This window comes from Pseudomonas sp. FP198 (assembly GCF_030687895.1).
GTDB lineage: Bacteria > Pseudomonadota > Gammaproteobacteria > Pseudomonadales > Pseudomonadaceae > Aquipseudomonas.
The window spans coordinates 3,328,097-3,346,263 of the sequence record NZ_CP117452.1; the positions used below are offsets into that span (position 1 = coordinate 3,328,097).

Sequence of the window (18,167 nt, forward strand, 5' to 3'; positions counted from 1 at the left end):
CTGGAAGGATGATATTTGCAGGGCGAAAACTGAGGATCAACCCACCTGGCACTATATCTAAGTTTTTAGGGAAAAAGTGGAAAGGAAAAAAGAAAAAAGGGGACAGGTTTATTTTTAATAGATCCGCCCCTTTCAAGGCGTAATTAATCCATCCCCTTTTCACTTTTTGCCCCCTCTCACCTTTTCACGCAATTAAATAGGATAAACAAAGTGATCGACCCTAGCACTGGCCAACCATATCTACCCACGCCTGCGTATTTTTTGGGATGTTTTGATATCTACGATCGGGAGGAGACACTAGGGGAAGAATTGGCAAAATTTGACCCTAACAACCCAACGGATCGAGAGATCCTAATCCTAAATTATTCGCTATCTAAGCGTTGGAAAATAACGCACAGACAAAAGTTTGCGCTGTACAAAAGCTTAGAGGAAGCATTGCAAGACGGTAGTTATGATTTTCAGGCTTTATTAGAACATGGCTGCCAGGAATACTCATCACTCCCCTGCGGATGGGACACAATGAATAATCCCAGGGCGTTTTTTGAAGATATATATAGATTGGCTACTACATTATGGGCAGACGATCTAAAAAAAGCAGAAACCGAGGACCAATCTACTTGGGATTACATATAATCGCTTATATTGCCGAGAGCGTTTCTTGCCGCCACTACAGGTTTTATTAACTGGCCGTTCCATCAAAAGATTCGCCCTCCGTGGCGAGGGAGCTTGCTCCCGCTGGGTCGCGAAGCGGCCCCAAAACAGTCTATGGGATCAGCCAAACACACCTTGGTGCCGTTTAGAGGGGCTGCTACGCAGCCCAGCGGGAGCAAGCTCCCTCGCCACGGGGGGTTGCAGGCACATGTTAAGTTGCACACTCATAGATCAAACTTTCATGCCTACTCACATATTCCCAACCATCTCCCACAACGATGCCCCTACCCCGGTAATGCTCTCCCCCGCAATCAACCCCGCCGCCGCCGTAATGGCGAAGCGTTCGGTGAGGCTTGGCCAGCGGCAGCTCACCAGCCAGGTGAGCACGGCGCCGAGGGCCATCATCAGCGATACCGAGGCCGGCAGGACAAAGGCCAGGCCCAAGGCCGCCGTGCTTGGCAGGTAGCGGGCCCGATGGGCCGGCAGCAGGCTGTCGAGGATGCCCAGCAGCAAGCCGGCGATGGCGCCGATGAAAATCGCCCAGCGGATGCTGGCTGACAGTGAGTCCAGGCCATGGGTGAGGGTCTGCGCCACGGCTTTCCAGGTGGCGACCGCTGGGGCCGGCCACTCTTCGGTGAGCAGCATGGTCTGGGGGTCCGGAATCAGCGCCAGATAGGCCAGTACGCCGACGATGCTGCCGATGAAGATTCCCAGGGTCTGCGCCTGCAGTTGTTTGCGCGGCGTGGCGCCGATCGCTCGGCCCACCTTGAAATCGTTCATCAAGTCTGTGCATTGCCCGGCCGAACCGCCGGCGGTATTGGCGCTCATCAGGTTGATCGGCACCTGGCCCGGGGCGACGATGCCAAAACTCAACTGGGACAGTTGCCCGATGGCACCGATAGGCGGAATGCCTGTGGCGCCGACTACCCGGGCCGCCACCGCCGCCAGGCAGATGGCCAAGGGGATGGTCAGTAGCGCCATCCACGGATTGATGCCAAACAACAGCGCTTGCAGGCTCACCACCAGGATGATCGCCGATAGGAAACCGAGGGCGGGGCCGGCCTTGGGAACCACCCAGGTCGCCGCGCCGCTGGCCTTGGTGGAACCGTGCAAGTCCCACAAGCGAATCGCCAGGGAAGCCAGCGTCGAGCAGACCATCAGGCTCACCCCCGGCCACAGCAGCCACTCCACCAGCACGGCAAATTGCGCTCCACTGCTACCGGGCGGTAACTGCACCAGGCCATTTTCCAGCAGCCACGGCGCCAACCCGCCCCACGCCAGTAGCGCGCCGAGCAGCAGGGTCAGGCCAACACGAATGCCGATGATGCCGCCGAACCCCACCAGCAACAACGAAGGGTCTGCGGTAAAGGTCAGGCGCTCCAGTTGGGCGCTCGGCGACCAGCGCGGGATGGCCCACCAAAAGGTATCGACCCACTTGGCGAGCCCGGACAGCAGCGCCGCGCCGAGCAGCACCTTCAGCCGCGTCGCGGCCTCCTGACCATGGTTGTAGATGTGCAGGAGGGTTTCCAGGGTCGCCATGCCTTCGGGGAACCTCAGCGCCTTGTCATTGAGCAATGACGGCCGCAGGTACCAGGCAATCCAGATGCCCAGGAAGCTCACCGAAAATACCCAGGCAATCATCGGCACCGCGTCCAGTTGCTGGCCGGTCAGCAAGGTGTACGCCGGAATGGGCGCGACCAGCCCGCCGGAGATGATCGACGCCGCTGCCGACGCCACGGTCTGGTTGATGTTGCTTTCGTGCAACGTCCACGGCAGCCCCGCTGCCGAGCGTTTGGCCAGGCCCTGCCAGATGCCGTAGCCGACCAGCAAGGCAATGATCGACATGTTGAATGACCAGCCGATTTTTAATCCGGCATAGACATTGGAGGGCGTCAGGAGGATGCCAAGCACGATCCCCGTGATGACCGCGCGCGGACTGAATTCGCGTTCGACGGGGAGGACATGCGGGCTGGAAATCTGGTCCATGCGAATTCCTTATCGGCAAAAAACATTCGGCTCAGCCGAGGCAACTACCTGACAAGTGAGTGCCGTATCGACGCAAGGTTCACCGGCGATGATTCTGGCGACCACGGGATAGAGCGGTCAGCCCCGACAATCGAACGCTCTCCTCAAGCAGCCCCCCACCTGGCCGATAACCTGTGTGACGACGGCCCTCAGGCCTCGCCAGGCTCTGCTGGTCGCATAGGGTGATGATCAATGGCTTTGCAGCTTAACCGCTTACTGATGTTCGGCGTCCTGATGCTCCTGGTTGCGGGTGGGTCGGCGTTGGCCATCGCGGCTGAGCCGCCGCTGCGCATCGTCACGGAGGAATTGCCGCCCTACAACATGACGCAGGACGGACGCGTGACCGGCATGAGCACCGAGGTCGTCGAGGCCGTGCTCAAGGAGATCGGCGTCCAGGCGTCGATCCAGCCCATGCCTTGGGCCCGCGCATACGAGTTGGCGCTCAACGAAAGCAATGTCCTGATCTATTCGATCGTCCGCACGCCCGCACGCGAAGCGCTTTTCCAGTGGATCGGCGCCATCGCCCCGACCCAGTGGTACATCTACTCCCTGGCTGAGCGGCCAGTGAAGCTCAACTCCCTGGCCGATGCCCATGGGCACCAGATCGCGACCGTCAATCAGGACGTCGGCGAGCAATACCTGGTCTCGAAGGGATTCCGCATCGGCGAGGATCTGCAATCGAGCACCCGATACGAACACAACTACCGCAAGCTCAAGGTTGATCATGTGGAGTTGTGGATTTCCAACGAACTCAACGCGCTGTACCTGACTCGGCAAAATGGTGAAGACCCGGACAAAGTCCTCATCCGGTCATTGCCGCTGCCCGAACTGAGCAGCGCCGACGGCTTGAACATGGCGTTCAGCCGTAACACGCCGGCGCAAACCGTCGAGAAATTCCGCGCCGGCCTGGAGGCCATTCGTCGCAACGGCGTCTACGATGCCATCGCGCGCAAGTGGTTATGAGATGGACGGCAACTTCGCCCCGGCGCCCTTTCAACGACCACCGGCCAAGGCCCTTAGCTCCCTGGGGCGTCGACTGGTGCTCGCGACGCTGCTGTTCTGCCTGATTTTCACCGTGGCGATGGTGACATGGCGCACCTGGCTGGCCTGGGAAAGCAACCTGGCGGAGATGAATTCCGAGCTGGGGCTGATTGACCAGGTGTTCCAGGACACCCTGGCCCACGCCATCTGGGAAATGGATCGCGAGTCCCTGGACAAGCAGCTCAACAGTGTCGCCAGTGCCGCGCCGGTCGGACGCGTGGTCCTGAATGTCCTGCGGCCCGGCCGCTCACCGGAAATCATCGAACTCAACCGCTATACCACCGGTAACGCCGGCTCGGCACCGGTGTTGCAGCGCCAGCTCATCGCGCAACCCTATCTCGGCGCCCATGAAAAAGTCGGCGAGCTGATCATCGAGGGCGACAACCAACTGCTCTGGAAGCGCCTGTGGGGCGAAGCGCGCACTATCGTCATCACGCAAATCATCCAATCGATGCTCCTGGCCGGGCTGGTCATGACCATGTTCAACCGCCTGGTGACCATCCATGTGGTGCATATCGCCCGGCATTTGGGTGAGCTCGCTCCGCAGACGCTCAAGCGTCACCTCAAATTGCAGCGCTCGGTCAACCGCCAGGACGAACTGAGCCTGCTCGAAACCCAGGTCAACGAACTGCAGGACAATCTCCACGCGCACCTGGAGCGCCAGCGTTCGGACGAACTGGCGATCGCCGCCAGCCGCGATCAACTGGTCGAACTGGTCGAGGCGCGCACGGCGGAACTCAAGGCCGCCAACCAGGCCCTCGAAGCCTTGTCCCGCCACGACGCCTTGACCGGCCTGGCCAACCGTCGCCACTTCGACGAACTGAAGGAAGTCGAATTCCGCCGCGCCATGCGTCATAGGACGCCGCTGGCGGTGCTCATGTGCGACGTGGATTTTTTCAAGATCTACAACGACACCTACGGCCACATGAACGGCGACCTGTGCCTGCAACAGATAGCCGAAACCCTGCGTGACGTGTTCGGGCGCTCCGGCGAGCTGACCGCACGGGTGGGTGGCGAAGAGTTCGTCGTCGTGCTCCCCAACATCGACGCGCAGCAGGCCTGCGAGGCGGCCGAGAGGCTGCGCGCCGCCCTGGCCGAACGCAAGCTGCCCCACAGCGGCTCATCGGTCTCGCCCTTCGTCACCCTGAGCATCGGCGTCGCCGAGCTGGACCCCGAGACCATGGATCATTTCGACCCACTGATGCAACGCGCCGACCAGGCGCTGTACCGGGCCAAGCACCAGGGACGCAACCGCGTCTCCCTCTGAATCGTCAACGTCGAGGTCTGTATGCGCCACTCTCTGCTGCTCTGCTCCTGCGTACTCCTGGCCTTGATCAGTCTCAAGGGTCAGGCCGAAACCATCGAGGTCGTGACCGAGGACTCACTGTACGCGTATCTGCGCGATGACAAACTCGTCGGCCCCGGTATCCACATCGCGTCCGACACGCTGCAACAGGCCAACCTCAACGATTTCCGCATGGCCCTGTATCCGTGGGCGCGGGCTTATGAGATGGCCTTGCGCGAGCCCAACGTGCTGATTTTCCCGCTCGATCGCACCCCGGCCCGGGAACAGCTGTTCAAGTGGGTCGGTGAAATTCATCGTTCCACCAGCCGGCTCTACAAGCTGCGAGACGCCGACCCCATCACTGTCCGCAACCTTGAAGAGGCCAAGCAGTACAGCATCGGCGTGATACGCAATGACGCCAAGCAGATCTACCTGCAAGAACGTGGCTTCAGTCGTCTGGTCGTGTCGGCGAACAACCACGACAACTTCCAGAAACTGTTGAACCGTCAGGTCCAACTGGTGCCGATGCCGGAGAACACGGCACGCCTGATGAGCCAGGATGCCCAGATGGATTTCAATCAGCTGGAGGAAGTCTATGCCCTCGGCGAACAGCCCCACCGGGTCTACCTGGCTTTCAGCCTGAGCACGCCGGACGAGACGGTCGCCCGTGCCCAGCGCGCGTTCGAAGCGCTCAAGGCGTCGGGCGAAGTCGAGCGGATCATGAAGGAGAAGCGTTGACGAGCGGCACCGGTCAGCGACGTTGAACTCTCGCATCGCAAATATCGTCTAGCCCACTAGATGCTGTGGGAGCGAGCCTGCTCGCGAAGACGGCTGCACATTCGACATCAATGTCGTCTGTCACACCGATTCGCGAGCAGGCTCGCTCCCACATTCCTGGTTTCGGCTACAGCGATGGAGATGTATCGATGAGCACACTGAACTCGGTATCGGAGTCCATTCAGACCCTGATGCTGGAACGCAACGATTGGGTACCCAACCACCCGCGCCTGCCGGTGATCATCTACCGTGGCGCAATAGCTACCCAGGCAGGTGATCTGGCCGCCCATCTGGAAGAGATGTTTCGCAGCAACGGCTGGCCGCCGCAATGGCGCTACGGGATCTACGATTTCCACCATTACCACACCGAGGGCCACGAAGTTCTGGGCGTCGCCAGTGGTCAGGCGCGCTTGATGATCGGCGGCCCCGATGGACAAGCGATCGACGTCCAGGCAGGCGACGTGTTGCTGCTACCTGCCGGCACCGGGCATTGCAACCTGGGTTCCAGCGAAGATTTCCTGGTCGTCGGAGCGTATCCACCGGGCCAGCAGGCCGACATCTGCCGCGAAGCGCCGAACGCGGCGCAACTGGCAAACATCGACGCGCTACCGTTTCCTGATCGGGACCCGGTGCAGGGATCACCGGGGGCCGTCGGCCAATATTGGACCAAGCCCCGCTGAGCCTCTGCCGGGCCCGGCTAGATCATCGGCGAACTGCTCACCACCCGCAGCGCCAGCCCCTCGAACGCATCCAGGGTAATGGTGAAGTCACCCTCGGGCGTGAGATCCCCTTCGACCCGCTCGTTGATGATGTCCACCACCGGCCCCGGTGCGATACCGGGCAGGTGCAGGGTTTCGGTGATCGGCGTCGAACCGAAGTTCAGCGCGGTGATCTGCGTGCCTTTGCCGGCCGGCAGTTCGTGGACCATGATCAACAGCCCCGGATGCTCGACGTCCGGGATGAGGATCTGGCGGCTCGCCGCGATGTCGTAGGCGCGGCGCGCGGACAGGATCCTGCGCAGTTGCGAGGCGAATGAATCCGGATCCTTCAACTGGCTCGGCAGGCTGCCATACAAGGTCTTTGGACGTGGCATCTGCCCGGCTGACAGCGGCGCTTCCGGGTTGAGGTCCACCAGGTCGTAGGCCCCCCGATGAATCCAGCGCGTGTCGCCGTCGCGCATCAGGTGCTCGACCTGTTCCGCCGGCAACGGCAACGCGCCCACCAGATCCCAGCCAGACAAGGCGAACACGCCCGGTTGCATGGCGTTGAACATCACCAGAAGCAGATGCACTTGGCGAATCTGCTGGATATCGGCCGCTGTGATCGCGTCGAGGTCACGAATGCCCAGGGCGGCGGTGATGATGCTCGCCGTGGTGCACGAGACGCCGTTGGTGACGAATTTCAGATTGTAAGGCGCGTGCTCGCCGGACAGGCGTTCGTACATCTGCTCGCGGATGTGCTCGCGCAGGATGCTGCCGGGAAACGTCTGGCCTTGGTACAGGTAGGTGTCGTGGGCATGCAGGGTCCAGAAGTGCACCAGTTCCAGGGTCAGTTCATCGTGATTCTGCAAGGCGTGGATCAGCGAGCCCGGGTCGATGCCGAAGCTGTGCATCTGGCGCAGCATCAAGCGCAGGAATTCGGTGTCACCCATCAGCAAGGCGTGCTGGTAGGCCGGTCGGGTGATGAAGTCGTAAGACAGGTCCGCCCCGCCGTGGGACATGGCGGCAATGTCATCGAGGGTCAGGTTCAATTCCTGGAAGCTGAAACCGCCGGCCTTGCGAATCGCCCCGCCGAGCAACTGGTTGCCGGTGATCGATAGCGGATGGCTTTCCGACCAGGCGGTGCCATCGAGCTTGCGCTCCACGCCGAGGAATCCGTTGGCGTCCAGCCGGAGGATCTTCGCTCCCATGACATCAATGGCGTGCAGCGCATCGCCAATGATCATCTGCTGCGCGGCAAAGGTCGGGTCCAGCCAGTTCAGCGACGGCTGCCCTTCCTTGAAATAGTGCAGATAAACCCAACGCCGTGGCTTGCCGTCGACGCCCATGATGATCGGCGTCGCGCTCCAGTCGGTTTCCTTGACGCCAGGCTCGAAGAAAATCACCCGCTGCAACTGGCCGACGATGTAGTGCTTGTCACGCAGGGCATCCACCTGCTGCGCGGTGAGGTTCTGGGCATCACGTCCCTCCCCGACCTCGGGCAGCAGCGGCCAGTCTTCCTCGCGGATTTCCACCATGTGGTAGAGCCCCGGATAGTCCTCGTAAGCCATCTCCGCCAGGCGGAAATCGGCGCCCTTGCCGGTGTGGGACGGGATGACGTCGTCGATGACCACCGCGTTGTGCGCAGCGGCCATGCGGGTCAGTGCCTGGAGCTGGGCGTCGGTGCCCAGTTCCGGGTCGATGTCGAAGCTGATACGGTCGAAATTGCCATCGATGGTTGGGGTGTAGTCAGTGTCGCGCAGGCCGCCGGATCTTTTCAGCGGACCGTTGTGAATGCCCTGGATGCCGATTTTCGACAAGGCGTGCCACAAGGTTTCGTCGCCCAACGCCTCGAGCACCGTGCCATTTTCCCGGGTAACGATGGAGGCTGGGTAGGCGGTAAACCACACTGAGGAAAGCGCTGAAGCATCACGGGGCCGGGTGTGCGCATAGGGCTGCTGCCACAAGCGTCCTTGCCCCGAATAGAGCTTGGCCCGCTGCCGCGCCGCGTGGAGCATCGATTGTTCGACCAGCCAGTCGACATGATTTTTCTCAGCCATCGTCATAAAAATCCCTGTCGTGAAGAAAAAACCGGACCGGCTGCCGACGTCAGCGGCGCCGCTCATTAGTCATATGAGGCTCTGGCCCGGTATTCGTTGCATTGAGGCACGAAGCGGTGGGTATGCGATGGGTGAACCCGAACCAAAGTGGGAGCGAGCCTGCTCGCGAAGGCGCCAGCCCAGACGCCTCAAAACTCGTGGCGAGGGAGCTTGCTCCCGCTCGGCTGCGCAGCAGTCGCAAACCGGCGAATGCGGTCTGCCTGAAAGATTGCCGGGGCCCGCTTCGCAGGCCAGCGGGAGCAAGCTCCCTCGCCACGGGGATCTGCTCATGGCGGCTCGTGTTCACAGCCTGCGTTACTGCCTTCGCGAGCAGGCTCGCTCCCACAGGGGGATGAGCTGGTATGAAACAGACTCAGTCGTCATTGAACGGCGCTGCCACGTCTCTTTCGCCTGGCGCACCGGGTTTCTGCAGGTTGGAGCAATTCGAAGCGTGATTCTGTCCATCGAACCACGCGTCGACAAAGGCAAACACGTCGTCCAGGGAACCATGCAACACCCCGTCATGCCCCAGGCCTTCATACGTACGCCACATCACCGGATTGCCAGCGGCACACAACGCCGCCGCGACCGCGTATTGCCGCTCTGGCGCGATGGTCTGATCCGCCTGGCCCGTGGCAATGAACAATGGGAAGGCTATTGACGCCTGGGGCATATCGGTCGTTGGAATGCGCGCAGCATTCAACGCCTCTGGGGTGATCGTGAACAGCTCGGCAAACGAACCGATCTGCAACGCCTTGGACTTGCGGCCAATATCACGGGTACAGCCTTGCCGGGCGACGCTCAGCAGTTCAAGCCCCTTGGCCGTCAGGATGCCTTCGATCGGTGGCCCGTCCTCACGCAACGCGCCTGACGCCAGTGCCAGGAACACCGTATTGGACTGGCGCGGCGGCAGCTTGATGGGGCCTTCGGGAAATGTGCTGTTCGGTGCCGTGAGCACCGCGCCCAGAATGGGCAGTTCCGGTGCATAGGTGCCAGCAAGGATCGCCGCGCCCAATGCCGCCCCGCCGCCCTGGGATTGTCCGGCCAGGACTACGCGATTGGCGATCAGGCCTGGCTTGATGGCATGGGCGGCGCGAATCGAGTCCAGGACCGAGCGTCCCTCGGCCTGCCAGAACGTATAGGGATGAGGTCCCGGCCCTCCGAGGCCTTGATAATCGCTGACCACCACGGCGAAGCCGCGCGCGAGCCAGCGATTGATATACGCCGCGTCACGCTCACGCAGTCCCGCCCAGGAAGGCGCGCAGGCATCGGCGATGCCCAGCGTGCCGTGGGCCCAGGCCAGCAACGGCCAACCTCCGGCCGGAGGATTTCCTGCCGGCAGATACAACGCTCCGCTGACCGGAACGAGACCGGACTGCCAGCGCTGATCGATGGAGCTGTAGAGCAGGCGCAACGCCTGTGATGCTGCAGGCATATCTGGCTGCACCGCCATGGCCTCGCTGCGCAGCAGCACGCCAGGCTGCGCGGGCATTGCGTCCGGCCAGCGATAGAACGGCGATAGCTGCATGTCTCCGGCAGCGGGACCGACGGGAAGCGTGCCGGCCGCCATGGCGTTGGCTGCCAGGACGATGATTGCGCCCACACAAATTCCTGTGAAGGCTTGGCGAATACTCATGGAAAGTTTCCCCGACCGGAAAATGCCTTGCGCAAGGCGTTGCCCTGCGCAGCGACGATATTGCGCGCAACAGGGGCCACCTCATTGAAACGAATGAACCCGTGAGGCATGTTCGCGAGTACTTGCAGATGTGTTGCCACGCCCGCGCTTTGCAAGCGACTCGCCAGCTCACGGTTTTCGTCCACCAGCGGATCCAGTTCACCGACCACCAATCGCACCGGCGGCAGGCCCGCCAAATCGGCAATGATCGGCTGCACCCGCCAGTCGTCCTCGTCATTGGCCAGGTAGCTGGCCCAGTAAGCCCCCATGGTCTCGACCGACAGGCTCTGGCCCCCGTAGCCGCCAAGTCGCTGCCAGGAATCGGAGGTCAGGTCCCGCGAGTAGCTGCCGTAGAACAACAATAACTGCCGCAACGCATCGATCCCCGCCTCGCGCAGCGCAATCGCCGCCCCCAGGGCGAGATTGGCGCCTGCCGAATCGCCGCCCAAGGCATAGCCGCGTACCGGGCAGTCGGTGATGGCGCCGAGCTTGATGACCCGGCTGACGATCGCCACCACCTCGTTGAACGCCACCGGAAAGCGTTGTTCCGGCGCCAGCGCATAGTCGATGGAGAGCACCGCCAGGCCACTGTCGCGTACCAACTGGCGCAACGGTGCGTCCCAGCCGGCGAGCGAACCGTGGCGGAATCCGCCGCCATGGCAGTAGAACATCAAGCAAGGCGTCTCATCGCCCTCCGGCCAATAGAGTTTGCAGGGCACCGTTCGCCCATCAACGGCAAAGCTCAAGGTGCGCTCGTAGGACAGCGGCACGCTGCGTTGCGCCGCCCAGGCATTGATCCGTTCCAGATGCGCCCGGACGCTGTGCACATCCCCATGAACGAGGGGCAGCAATCCCTGCTCCCGGAGCGCGCCGACCACCGCCGCCAGGTCGGGATGCACCGGCGGGTTTTCGTCGCAACTCATGGCCGGTTATCCACGCGGCTCTCGCAGCCCATAGGTGGACGTCCGTCCGCGATGATGCAATGGCTGGGCGGGCTGCGTCCTTCCAGAACGGCCACCGCGCATTGGGCGGCGATCAGATTGGTGCGATTGAGCCCTTCCACCGTGGACGCGCCGACATGGGGCGTCACGATCACGTTCGGTAGCTGAATCAGTTGTTCGGTCACCGGCAAGAGCGAGGGGTCCGACTCGCTTTCGAAGACGTCGAGCCCTGCCCCTGCGATTCGCTTTTCGCGCAGGGCCCGCAGCAGATCGGCATCGCGCACCAACCCGCCCCGCGCGGTGTTGATGAGCACCGCGGAACGCTTCATCAGGTTCAGTGCGCGCTCATCGATCAGTCCTTGGGACTGCTGATTGAGCGGCGCGTGAAGGGTAATGAAGTCGCTTTGCCTGAGCAGCGTATCCAGGTCAACAAAATCACCGTCGACCTCGGCACCGCCTGGATGAGGCGTGCAGATCAGCGGCCTGACTTCGAACCCGGACAAGCGCTGCAGGACGCCCCGGCCAATCCGGCCCAATCCGACGATGCCAACCGTCTTGCGATACAGATCACCGCCCAGGGGAATCGACCAGTCATTGGCCGACAAGCCCATCTGGCAGCGCTTGAGTTGACGGCAAACGGCGAGCATCAGCGCAACGGTGTGGTCGGCGACGCTGGCATCGTTGCCGCCAGTAGCAATGGTCGCCACCTTCCCTGCCGCTGCCACCGCTGCCGTATCGACCCGCTCATAACCGACGCCGCGACGGGCGATGACTTGCAGGCGCGGCAGTGCACCTAGCAGGCTGGACGTGACATTCGCGTGCCCGACGATCCAACCGTCGGCGTCTGCCAGCAAGTCGATCAACTGCCGCTCACTCAGGTCACCATCGGCTTGTCCGGGAGCCAGCTCCGCGACTACCACTTCACAACCATGGCTGTGTAGAAAGTCGCTGGCCATGGCGTCGAAAAACCGCTGTGTAACCACTATTTTTTGGCGATGTTCAAACATCACGGACCTCTTGGTAGAAACGTCCAGCGTTCAAAATGCGTAATCCAGATACACCCTAGCCTCCGAGCCGCTGACCACGTTGTCGGGTTGTGCGGATATCAATGCGACAAAGTCCTGGTCAATGCGGTAGTCGATATAAATCAAGCCGACTGAAAGTCCGGCGTATTCCTTTTCATCGAAGCGATAATAGAGACGGTATTCATTCTGCCGCTCGGTCACATTGGTGCGTCGGCCGCTGAATGGATCGGTGGCGTCAAACTGACCTTGCTTATAAATAGTCATGACTTTGAAGCCGTCCAGCGAAGTCCCCAATAAAGAATGTGAGCTCAAGTCATATTCGGCGCCGATTTGCCAGGTTCGCTCGCCATCGTTATTGAAGTCGTTGCCGGAGCGTGTCCAGGCATCCATCTTGCCGTCGACGTTGTCCGCATGATCAAAGTAGGCATAACCGAGTTGCCCATTGCCCAACTCGGCCTTGGTCTCGGAAAACGAAACACCCAGGCGAAGTTTGTCGAGCAACAAACCGACATTGATATTCAACCAGGTCGCGTCATCGTCATAAGCAGCCTCGCCGGCCTGCCTATCACGCTCCCAGATTCGCCCGGCCTTTTCGAACTCATAATATTGAGTGTCCAGGACGATGCCGGCTTTATCACCAAGCGGGGCCTTTAGTGTCAGTCCGTAACGAGTGTTTTCATTGAAGTTCCGCGATACGCCATGGTCGTAGCCGAGTTCGATGGCCTTCAGATCGTATTTGACGCCATAGGTGTACAGGTCTTTTATTTCCTCGCCTGACTGGCTCAGCAGGTGTTCGAACTCTTCCCTGTCGCGCGGTGAAGAACGATTGATATAGGCTGTTTCGAACCCCAGCGTGCCAGGGAGCGGACCGATGCCCATCTCGGTAAAATTCAGATGGGCCCGCCCTCCCTGATAGGAGCCCGGGACAATCCGCGTGTCGAGCGTGACCAACGTTCCCGCATCGAACCGACCCCGCCCCATCTGGGAATCGACGTTCCAGCCATCTCCCTCATAACGCAGCTTGAAATAACTCTGCCCGACTTTTGCGAAACCGCCATTCGTGCCATCGCTGTCATCGAACAAATCCCGGCCGTTATCTTTGGAATCGATCATCGCCACGCCATACAACGAGGCGTCAAACCCTACGACGCCGGCCCAATAACTTGAGTTGTAATCCAGAATTGCGCCGATTCCGGTACCGCCCAGTTTGTTGCCGTCCGGAAAACCGCCAAAACGATCTTCGATCAAGTCGTTGGATATTCGAGTATTGATATAAACCGAGCGCAGATAGGCATTCAACTTTCCTTCATGCTGGAACCGGTCCGGGTAACTGATCGTTGCCGAAACAGCCACTTCAGACACAAACATTGTCGACAGCAACGTCATAGCGACGGCGTTAATCGATTTCATCGACCACCTCATCTATTATTTTTATTTTGACGTGAGCAGACGCAACTTGGCGTCTTTCAAACTTCGGCGCTACGCGTTAATGAATCAGATAATCGCCCGGGTAATGACCGCGGTTACAATCAAGACCAGGCTGCTGCCGATCGCCCAGAGCAGGCAATAACGTTGCATGTCACCCATGTCACGTTTGATGATTCCACTGATCAGATAAACCGCCGCCACCAAGGGGCTTAGTGCGTGAACCGGTTGGCCCAGCACCGAGGCCCGCGCTATGTGCATCGGGTCAATACCGTATTCGACGCCCGCCGCGCCCAGTACCGGCAAGATGCCAAAGAAAAACGCGTCATTGGATAACAGGAAGTTGAGTGGCAAGGCGACGAGCGCAGTAATGATGCTGAAATATTGGCCGTGGTCGTCGGGAATCAATTGCACGATCTTCTCGGACATCCCATCAACCATGCCGGTACCTGACAAGATCCCGGTAAACGCACCTGAAGCGAAGATCAAGGCGATGACCATCAGGACACTTTCGGAGTGCGCCGCGACTCTGGCCTTCTGTTCCGCCAGGCGTGGATAGTTGATCAGCAGCGCCAGGGAAAGCCCCACCATCATCAACATCGGCAACGGCGCCAGCCCTGTCGCCATCGCATACATGAGCCCAGCGGTGAGCGCGAGGTTGACCCAGAAAAGCTTCGGCCGATGCGTCTCGGAATGCGTGGTGGGCAAGACGACATCTTCCGGCGCGGCATCCTTGGCAGCGGCCGTCCAGCCCAAGCGACGGCGCTCTCTGCGGCCAATCCAGAACGCCACGACGAATGCATAGGCAAGACCCGCGAACATGGCCGGCACCAACCCCAGGAACAACTCGGCCACATCCAGGTGAAGCGCACTGGCGGCGCGGGCCACCGGCCCTCCCCAGGGAATCAGGTTGACCACGGTATTGGTCAATAGCAGCATCAACGCCAGAATCAGCGGGTTCATGCCGAGGCGAAGGTAAAGCGGCAGGAACGCAGTGGTTACAATCAAGACCGTCGTTGCGCCATCGCCATCGAAAGAAATGACCGTGGCCAGCAGCGCAGTGCCCAGGACCACACGGAGAGGATCGTTGCCCACGTAACGCAGGATCTTTCGTACAGCGGGTTCAAAGAGCCCCGCGTCAAACATGATTGCGAAATAGAGGATTGCGAACATCAACATCAGCGCGGTGGGCGCTACTTGCTTGACGCCGTTCATCACCATCGCGCCCAGTTCCGGTCCTGCTCCACTGGCCAGGCTAAACGCGACCGGGACAAGAATGAGTGCCGTCACAGCGGAAAGTCGCTTGCTTATGATCAATGCCATAAACGTGACGACCATTGCGAAACCTAACCAAGCCATGCGTTTCACCTTTTCGTTTTTATTGTTATCGATCTTCGAAAATCAATGTGAACAACCCTTGCGCAGCCGAAATCTACATAGGGGGTGAAACCCTGTAAATCTTGATTTTTTCCGTCAACATCCCTGCTGGATGAGGCTCATCAGACACAGCCTGGGTAGAAAAAACAAAGTTGAAACTCCGCGCCAATACACATTGACTACAGGACGGTAAATCCAATAAACATGTATACCTCTCCATCAATCCGATTGGACCCGCCATGCCAGAACAAGAAGGCCTTTACCTCTCGGCAGAAGAGGCGGCAGCCATACTCCGGGTCAGCCTGCCGACGCTGTACGCCTATGTCAGCCGCAAAAATATCCGCTCCATCAAGATTGCCGGCTCGCCCAAGCGGCGTTACTGGGCAGAGGACATCCAACGACTGGTGAAAGTACCGGCGCAAGACAAGCCCGTTGCCAAGCGTACGACGCCGTCGGACAGCGCGATTACGCTGATAACGGACGATGGCCTGTTTTATCGCGGCCACAATGTCGTCGAGCTGGCTGATCGTTCAACCGTCGAAGAAGTCGCCGAGTTGATCTGGCAGGTGCCTTCGGCGTTCGGCACATCGCTGCCTCGGACACCGAAGGACGCTGCCAGGCTGTTAAAGATCTATGAACACACGTCCGCCCAGGAAAAAGCCATCGCGCTGTTCCCTCTGGTGCAACGCGAAAATCCCAAGGCCTTCGACCTTTCCCCTGACAGTTACGCCCGTACCGGCGCCGATGTCGTGCGCTGGTTTGCCGCGTTGGTCGTGGGGGCGACCGAACCGAGCAACCAGCCCTTGCATGAGTTCATCACCCAGGCCTGCGGCGCCCCGCCAGCGCATGCCGACCTGATCCGGCGCCTGCTGATTCTCAGCATCGATCATGAACTGGACCACACCACTCACAGCGTCCGCGTTGCCGCCACCACCGGCGCAACCCCCTACTATGCGGTGATCGCCGCGCTCGCCGCCGCGCGAGGCCACAAGATCGCCTATGGACGAAATGAAGCCGCCAGCCGGATGATCGAGGAAATCTGTACGGCCGCGGACCCTACTCGACCGATCCTGCAGCGCTACAGCCAGGACGGACACATCGTCGGGTTCGGCCCCAATGTGCATTCGATCAACGACCCGCGAGCCAGCAACCTGATGGACGCGTTGACGGCAGTATTTGATGGCGACAGTGAATTCATCAGGTTGCAGAAAGCCTTTTCGGTGGCCTCGGAACTCGTTGCATACCCGCCTGAATTCATACTCCTGGTGAGTTTCATCGGCAGGAAAATGGGACTGCGTGGACAGGAAATTTCATTGGCCGGCGTCGGTCGCTCGATCGGCTGGATAGCCCATGCCAGCGAGCAATACAACCAGCACCACGAGGGCCGGCCTCGCGCTCGTTATACCGGGACGTTGCCAACGGCGACTGACAGTGGGCGCCGTTGAAGTCCGCTCCGGGCGTTCCTGCAAAAAGATATTCCCGCCACCCAGAACATCCAGGCACGACACATGACGCTGTGGGAGCGAGCTTGCTCGCGATGGCGGCGCTTCAGGCGATGGGGATGTTGAATGGACTGGCCTCTTCGCGAGCAGGCTCGCTCCCACCTTAGATCTGCGCCATCCAGAACATCCCGGCACGACACATGACCTGTGGGAGCGAGCCTGCTCGCGAAGCTTCTCAAAGGCGCAGTGCGGCCGGTTTCTGGTCCGCAATGGGGGCGACAGCCATCGCCGCAAACAACGAACCGAACTCGGTTTGCCGCTCAAGCCCGGCGACGAACCCAAGCACCAGGTCCTGTGCCGACGCGTTGATATGCGGCATCGCCATGCGCCGGAATTTTCGCTCGAAATCCTGATCGGTCATCGGCGTTTCGACTGACCCGGGGCCGGTGATCATCTCGCTCACCACCTGTTCGCCGCAGACCAGCGTCACACTGACACGATTGGCAAGGTGCCGTGGAAACAGCGCCGTCAACACCGGATCCTCCGTGACGCTGACCTTGTCCATCAAGGCAATCGCCGCAGGGTCGGCGATTTTTTCCGCGGAATACGAAGCGATGGTGATATCGCCGTCGAGCAATGCCCGAGCCACGTTATAGGGCAGGCTGTGGTCCGCCGTCTCGCGGGTTTTCGGCAACCATTTCTCCGGGGTGTCGGCGAGTACACGACGGTTGAATTCGGACGTTTCGATGGTAATGGCAGCGATGTCATTCACGTTGTCGATGCGCTTGCGGATATCCAGCGCGGCCCAGACGGCGGTGTGCAGCTCACCGTTGGTGGGGAATGTCTTGGTCAGCGAGCGTCGTATCGCATAGTCGCCATTGCCGGGCGTAGCAAAACGATCAGTGTCCAGCTCGAACGGCCCTGAAACCAGCTTGAAGAACCCCATCTCGCCCTCGAAGACCGGCGACGGCCCGGTCATGCCTTGGCGCGCCAGCTGGGCCGCAAAAACCGCGTTGCGCGCGGCATTGGCGGCCGAACAGCCCTTCCAGTCGGACAGGGTTCCACTGCGCACCTGGCGCATCGCCAAGTGCCCACTCAAAGCAATATTGATGGCTTGCTCGGTCTGCGCGACGTCCAGCTTCATCAGGTTGGAAGCCGCCGCTGCCATCGCGACGTTGATGTAATTGACGTGATCCCAGCCACGCCTGTTCAAGCTTGCCGCATCCTGCAAGCGCATCTGGATCTCATAGGCCAGGACGATGGCCGAAATCAGTTCGGCGCCGGTGGCGTTCTCGGCTTGCGCCACGGCGAGGCAGGCCGGGATATTGTCACTCGGATGGCCCGGTTCCAAGCCCATGTAGCCATCGTTGTAATCGAGGAAACGAACCATCAGGCCGTTGGCGAAGGCAGCGATTTCCGCTGTCGTTTGCAGGTTCGAGCCGAATATGCCGGCGGTAGTCGCGGGGTTGGCAGCTGCATAACCCAGCGCAGCCTTTACCGGGGCCGCCCCGTAGGCGCCCAGCACGCAGGCCAGGCTGTCGATGAAGCGCTGGCGCACCAGGTGGATGATTGCGTCGGGCAGGCGCTGTTTCCTGAATGCGTGGGCATAGCGCGCCAGCCGCATCGCAACGGTGGAATCCGTCATGATTACCTCGGGTAAATGGGTGGTCAGTCCTCGTCCATGAGGCGAACAGAGCAAGGCGCGA

At 60.5% G+C, this 18,167-nt stretch carries 14 protein-coding genes; 6 read left to right on the top strand and 8 right to left on the bottom strand.

From position 1 onward, the window contains the following. Positions 1-210 precede the first annotated feature (210 nt). Positions 211-633: a hypothetical protein gene (locus PSH78_RS14985; protein ID WP_305495099.1), complete on the top strand. Its 423-nt coding sequence runs from the start codon at positions 211-213 to the stop codon at positions 631-633. Positions 634-900: 267 nt separating this feature from the next. Here the strand turns inward: PSH78_RS14985 and PSH78_RS14990 are convergent, their stop codons facing one another. After that, positions 901-2,637 carry an OPT family oligopeptide transporter gene (locus PSH78_RS14990; RefSeq protein ID WP_305495101.1) on the bottom strand — a complete coding sequence of 579 codons (1,737 nt, stop codon included), beginning with the start codon at positions 2,635-2,637 and terminating at the stop codon, positions 901-903. Positions 2,638-2,868: 231 nt separating this feature from the next. On the opposite strand from PSH78_RS14990, the gene PSH78_RS14995 reads away from it, so the two are divergent. The 4 genes from PSH78_RS14995 (at position 2,869) to PSH78_RS15010 (ending at position 6,459) form a co-directional block, all read left to right on the top strand. Then, the gene (locus tag PSH78_RS14995) at positions 2,869-3,639 is read left to right on the top strand and encodes an ABC transporter substrate-binding protein (protein WP_305495102.1); all 771 of its coding nucleotides are present in this window, start codon (positions 2,869-2,871) and stop codon (positions 3,637-3,639) included. A gap of 1 nt (position 3,640) precedes the next feature. After that, on the top strand, positions 3,641-4,984 hold the full coding sequence (locus PSH78_RS15000) for a diguanylate cyclase (RefSeq protein WP_305501271.1): 1,344 nt from the start codon (positions 3,641-3,643) through the stop codon (positions 4,982-4,984). A 21-nt stretch (positions 4,985-5,005) separates the two neighbouring features. Beyond that, positions 5,006-5,740, top strand: a complete 735-nt coding sequence (locus PSH78_RS15005) for an ABC transporter substrate-binding protein (protein WP_305495104.1) — start codon at positions 5,006-5,008, stop codon at positions 5,738-5,740. 188 nt (positions 5,741-5,928) lie between these two features. After that, the gene (locus tag PSH78_RS15010) at positions 5,929-6,459 is read left to right on the top strand and encodes a cupin domain-containing protein (protein WP_305495106.1); all 531 of its coding nucleotides are present in this window, start codon (positions 5,929-5,931) and stop codon (positions 6,457-6,459) included. Between the two features lie 17 nt (positions 6,460-6,476). Here PSH78_RS15010 and treS read toward each other — a convergent pair whose 3' ends face one another. The 6 genes from treS to PSH78_RS15040 all read right to left on the bottom strand — a co-directional run bounded on the left by treS (position 6,477) and on the right by PSH78_RS15040 (position 15,001). Next, positions 6,477-8,543: a maltose alpha-D-glucosyltransferase gene (gene treS / locus PSH78_RS15015; RefSeq protein ID WP_305495108.1), complete on the bottom strand. Its 2,067-nt coding sequence runs from the start codon at positions 8,541-8,543 to the stop codon at positions 6,477-6,479. Positions 8,544-8,949: 406 nt separating this feature from the next. Further along, a complete protein-coding gene (locus PSH78_RS15020; RefSeq protein ID WP_305495110.1) occupies positions 8,950-10,212 on the bottom strand; it encodes a lipase family protein in 1,263 nt (420 codons plus the stop codon). Then, positions 10,209-11,174 carry an alpha/beta hydrolase fold domain-containing protein gene (locus tag PSH78_RS15025; protein ID WP_305495112.1) on the bottom strand — a complete coding sequence of 322 codons (966 nt, stop codon included), beginning with the start codon at positions 11,172-11,174 and terminating at the stop codon, positions 10,209-10,211. Before PSH78_RS15025 ends, PSH78_RS15020 begins: the two co-directional genes overlap by 4 nt. Then, complete coding sequence (locus PSH78_RS15030) at positions 11,171-12,199, bottom strand: phosphoglycerate dehydrogenase (RefSeq protein ID WP_305495113.1); 1,029 nt, start codon at positions 12,197-12,199, stop codon at positions 11,171-11,173. The genes PSH78_RS15025 and PSH78_RS15030 overlap by 4 nt, the downstream gene beginning before the upstream one ends. Positions 12,200-12,229: 30 nt before the next feature. After that, positions 12,230-13,627, bottom strand: coding sequence for an OprD family outer membrane porin (locus PSH78_RS15035; RefSeq protein ID WP_305495114.1), 1,398 nt, complete (start codon positions 13,625-13,627; stop codon positions 12,230-12,232). 84 nt (positions 13,628-13,711) lie between these two features. Continuing rightward, the gene (locus PSH78_RS15040) at positions 13,712-15,001 is read right to left on the bottom strand and encodes a CitMHS family transporter (protein ID WP_305495115.1); all 1,290 of its coding nucleotides are present in this window, start codon (positions 14,999-15,001) and stop codon (positions 13,712-13,714) included. Between the two features lie 257 nt (positions 15,002-15,258). Between PSH78_RS15040 and PSH78_RS15045 the strand changes: the two genes are divergently transcribed. Next, positions 15,259-16,464, top strand: coding sequence for a citrate synthase (locus PSH78_RS15045; protein ID WP_305495117.1), 1,206 nt, complete (start codon positions 15,259-15,261; stop codon positions 16,462-16,464). A gap of 232 nt (positions 16,465-16,696) precedes the next feature. Here the strand turns inward: PSH78_RS15045 and PSH78_RS15050 are convergent, their stop codons facing one another. Then, a complete protein-coding gene (locus tag PSH78_RS15050; protein ID WP_305495118.1) occupies positions 16,697-18,106 on the bottom strand; it encodes an MmgE/PrpD family protein in 1,410 nt (469 codons plus the stop codon). Positions 18,107-18,167: the final 61 nt, after the last annotated feature.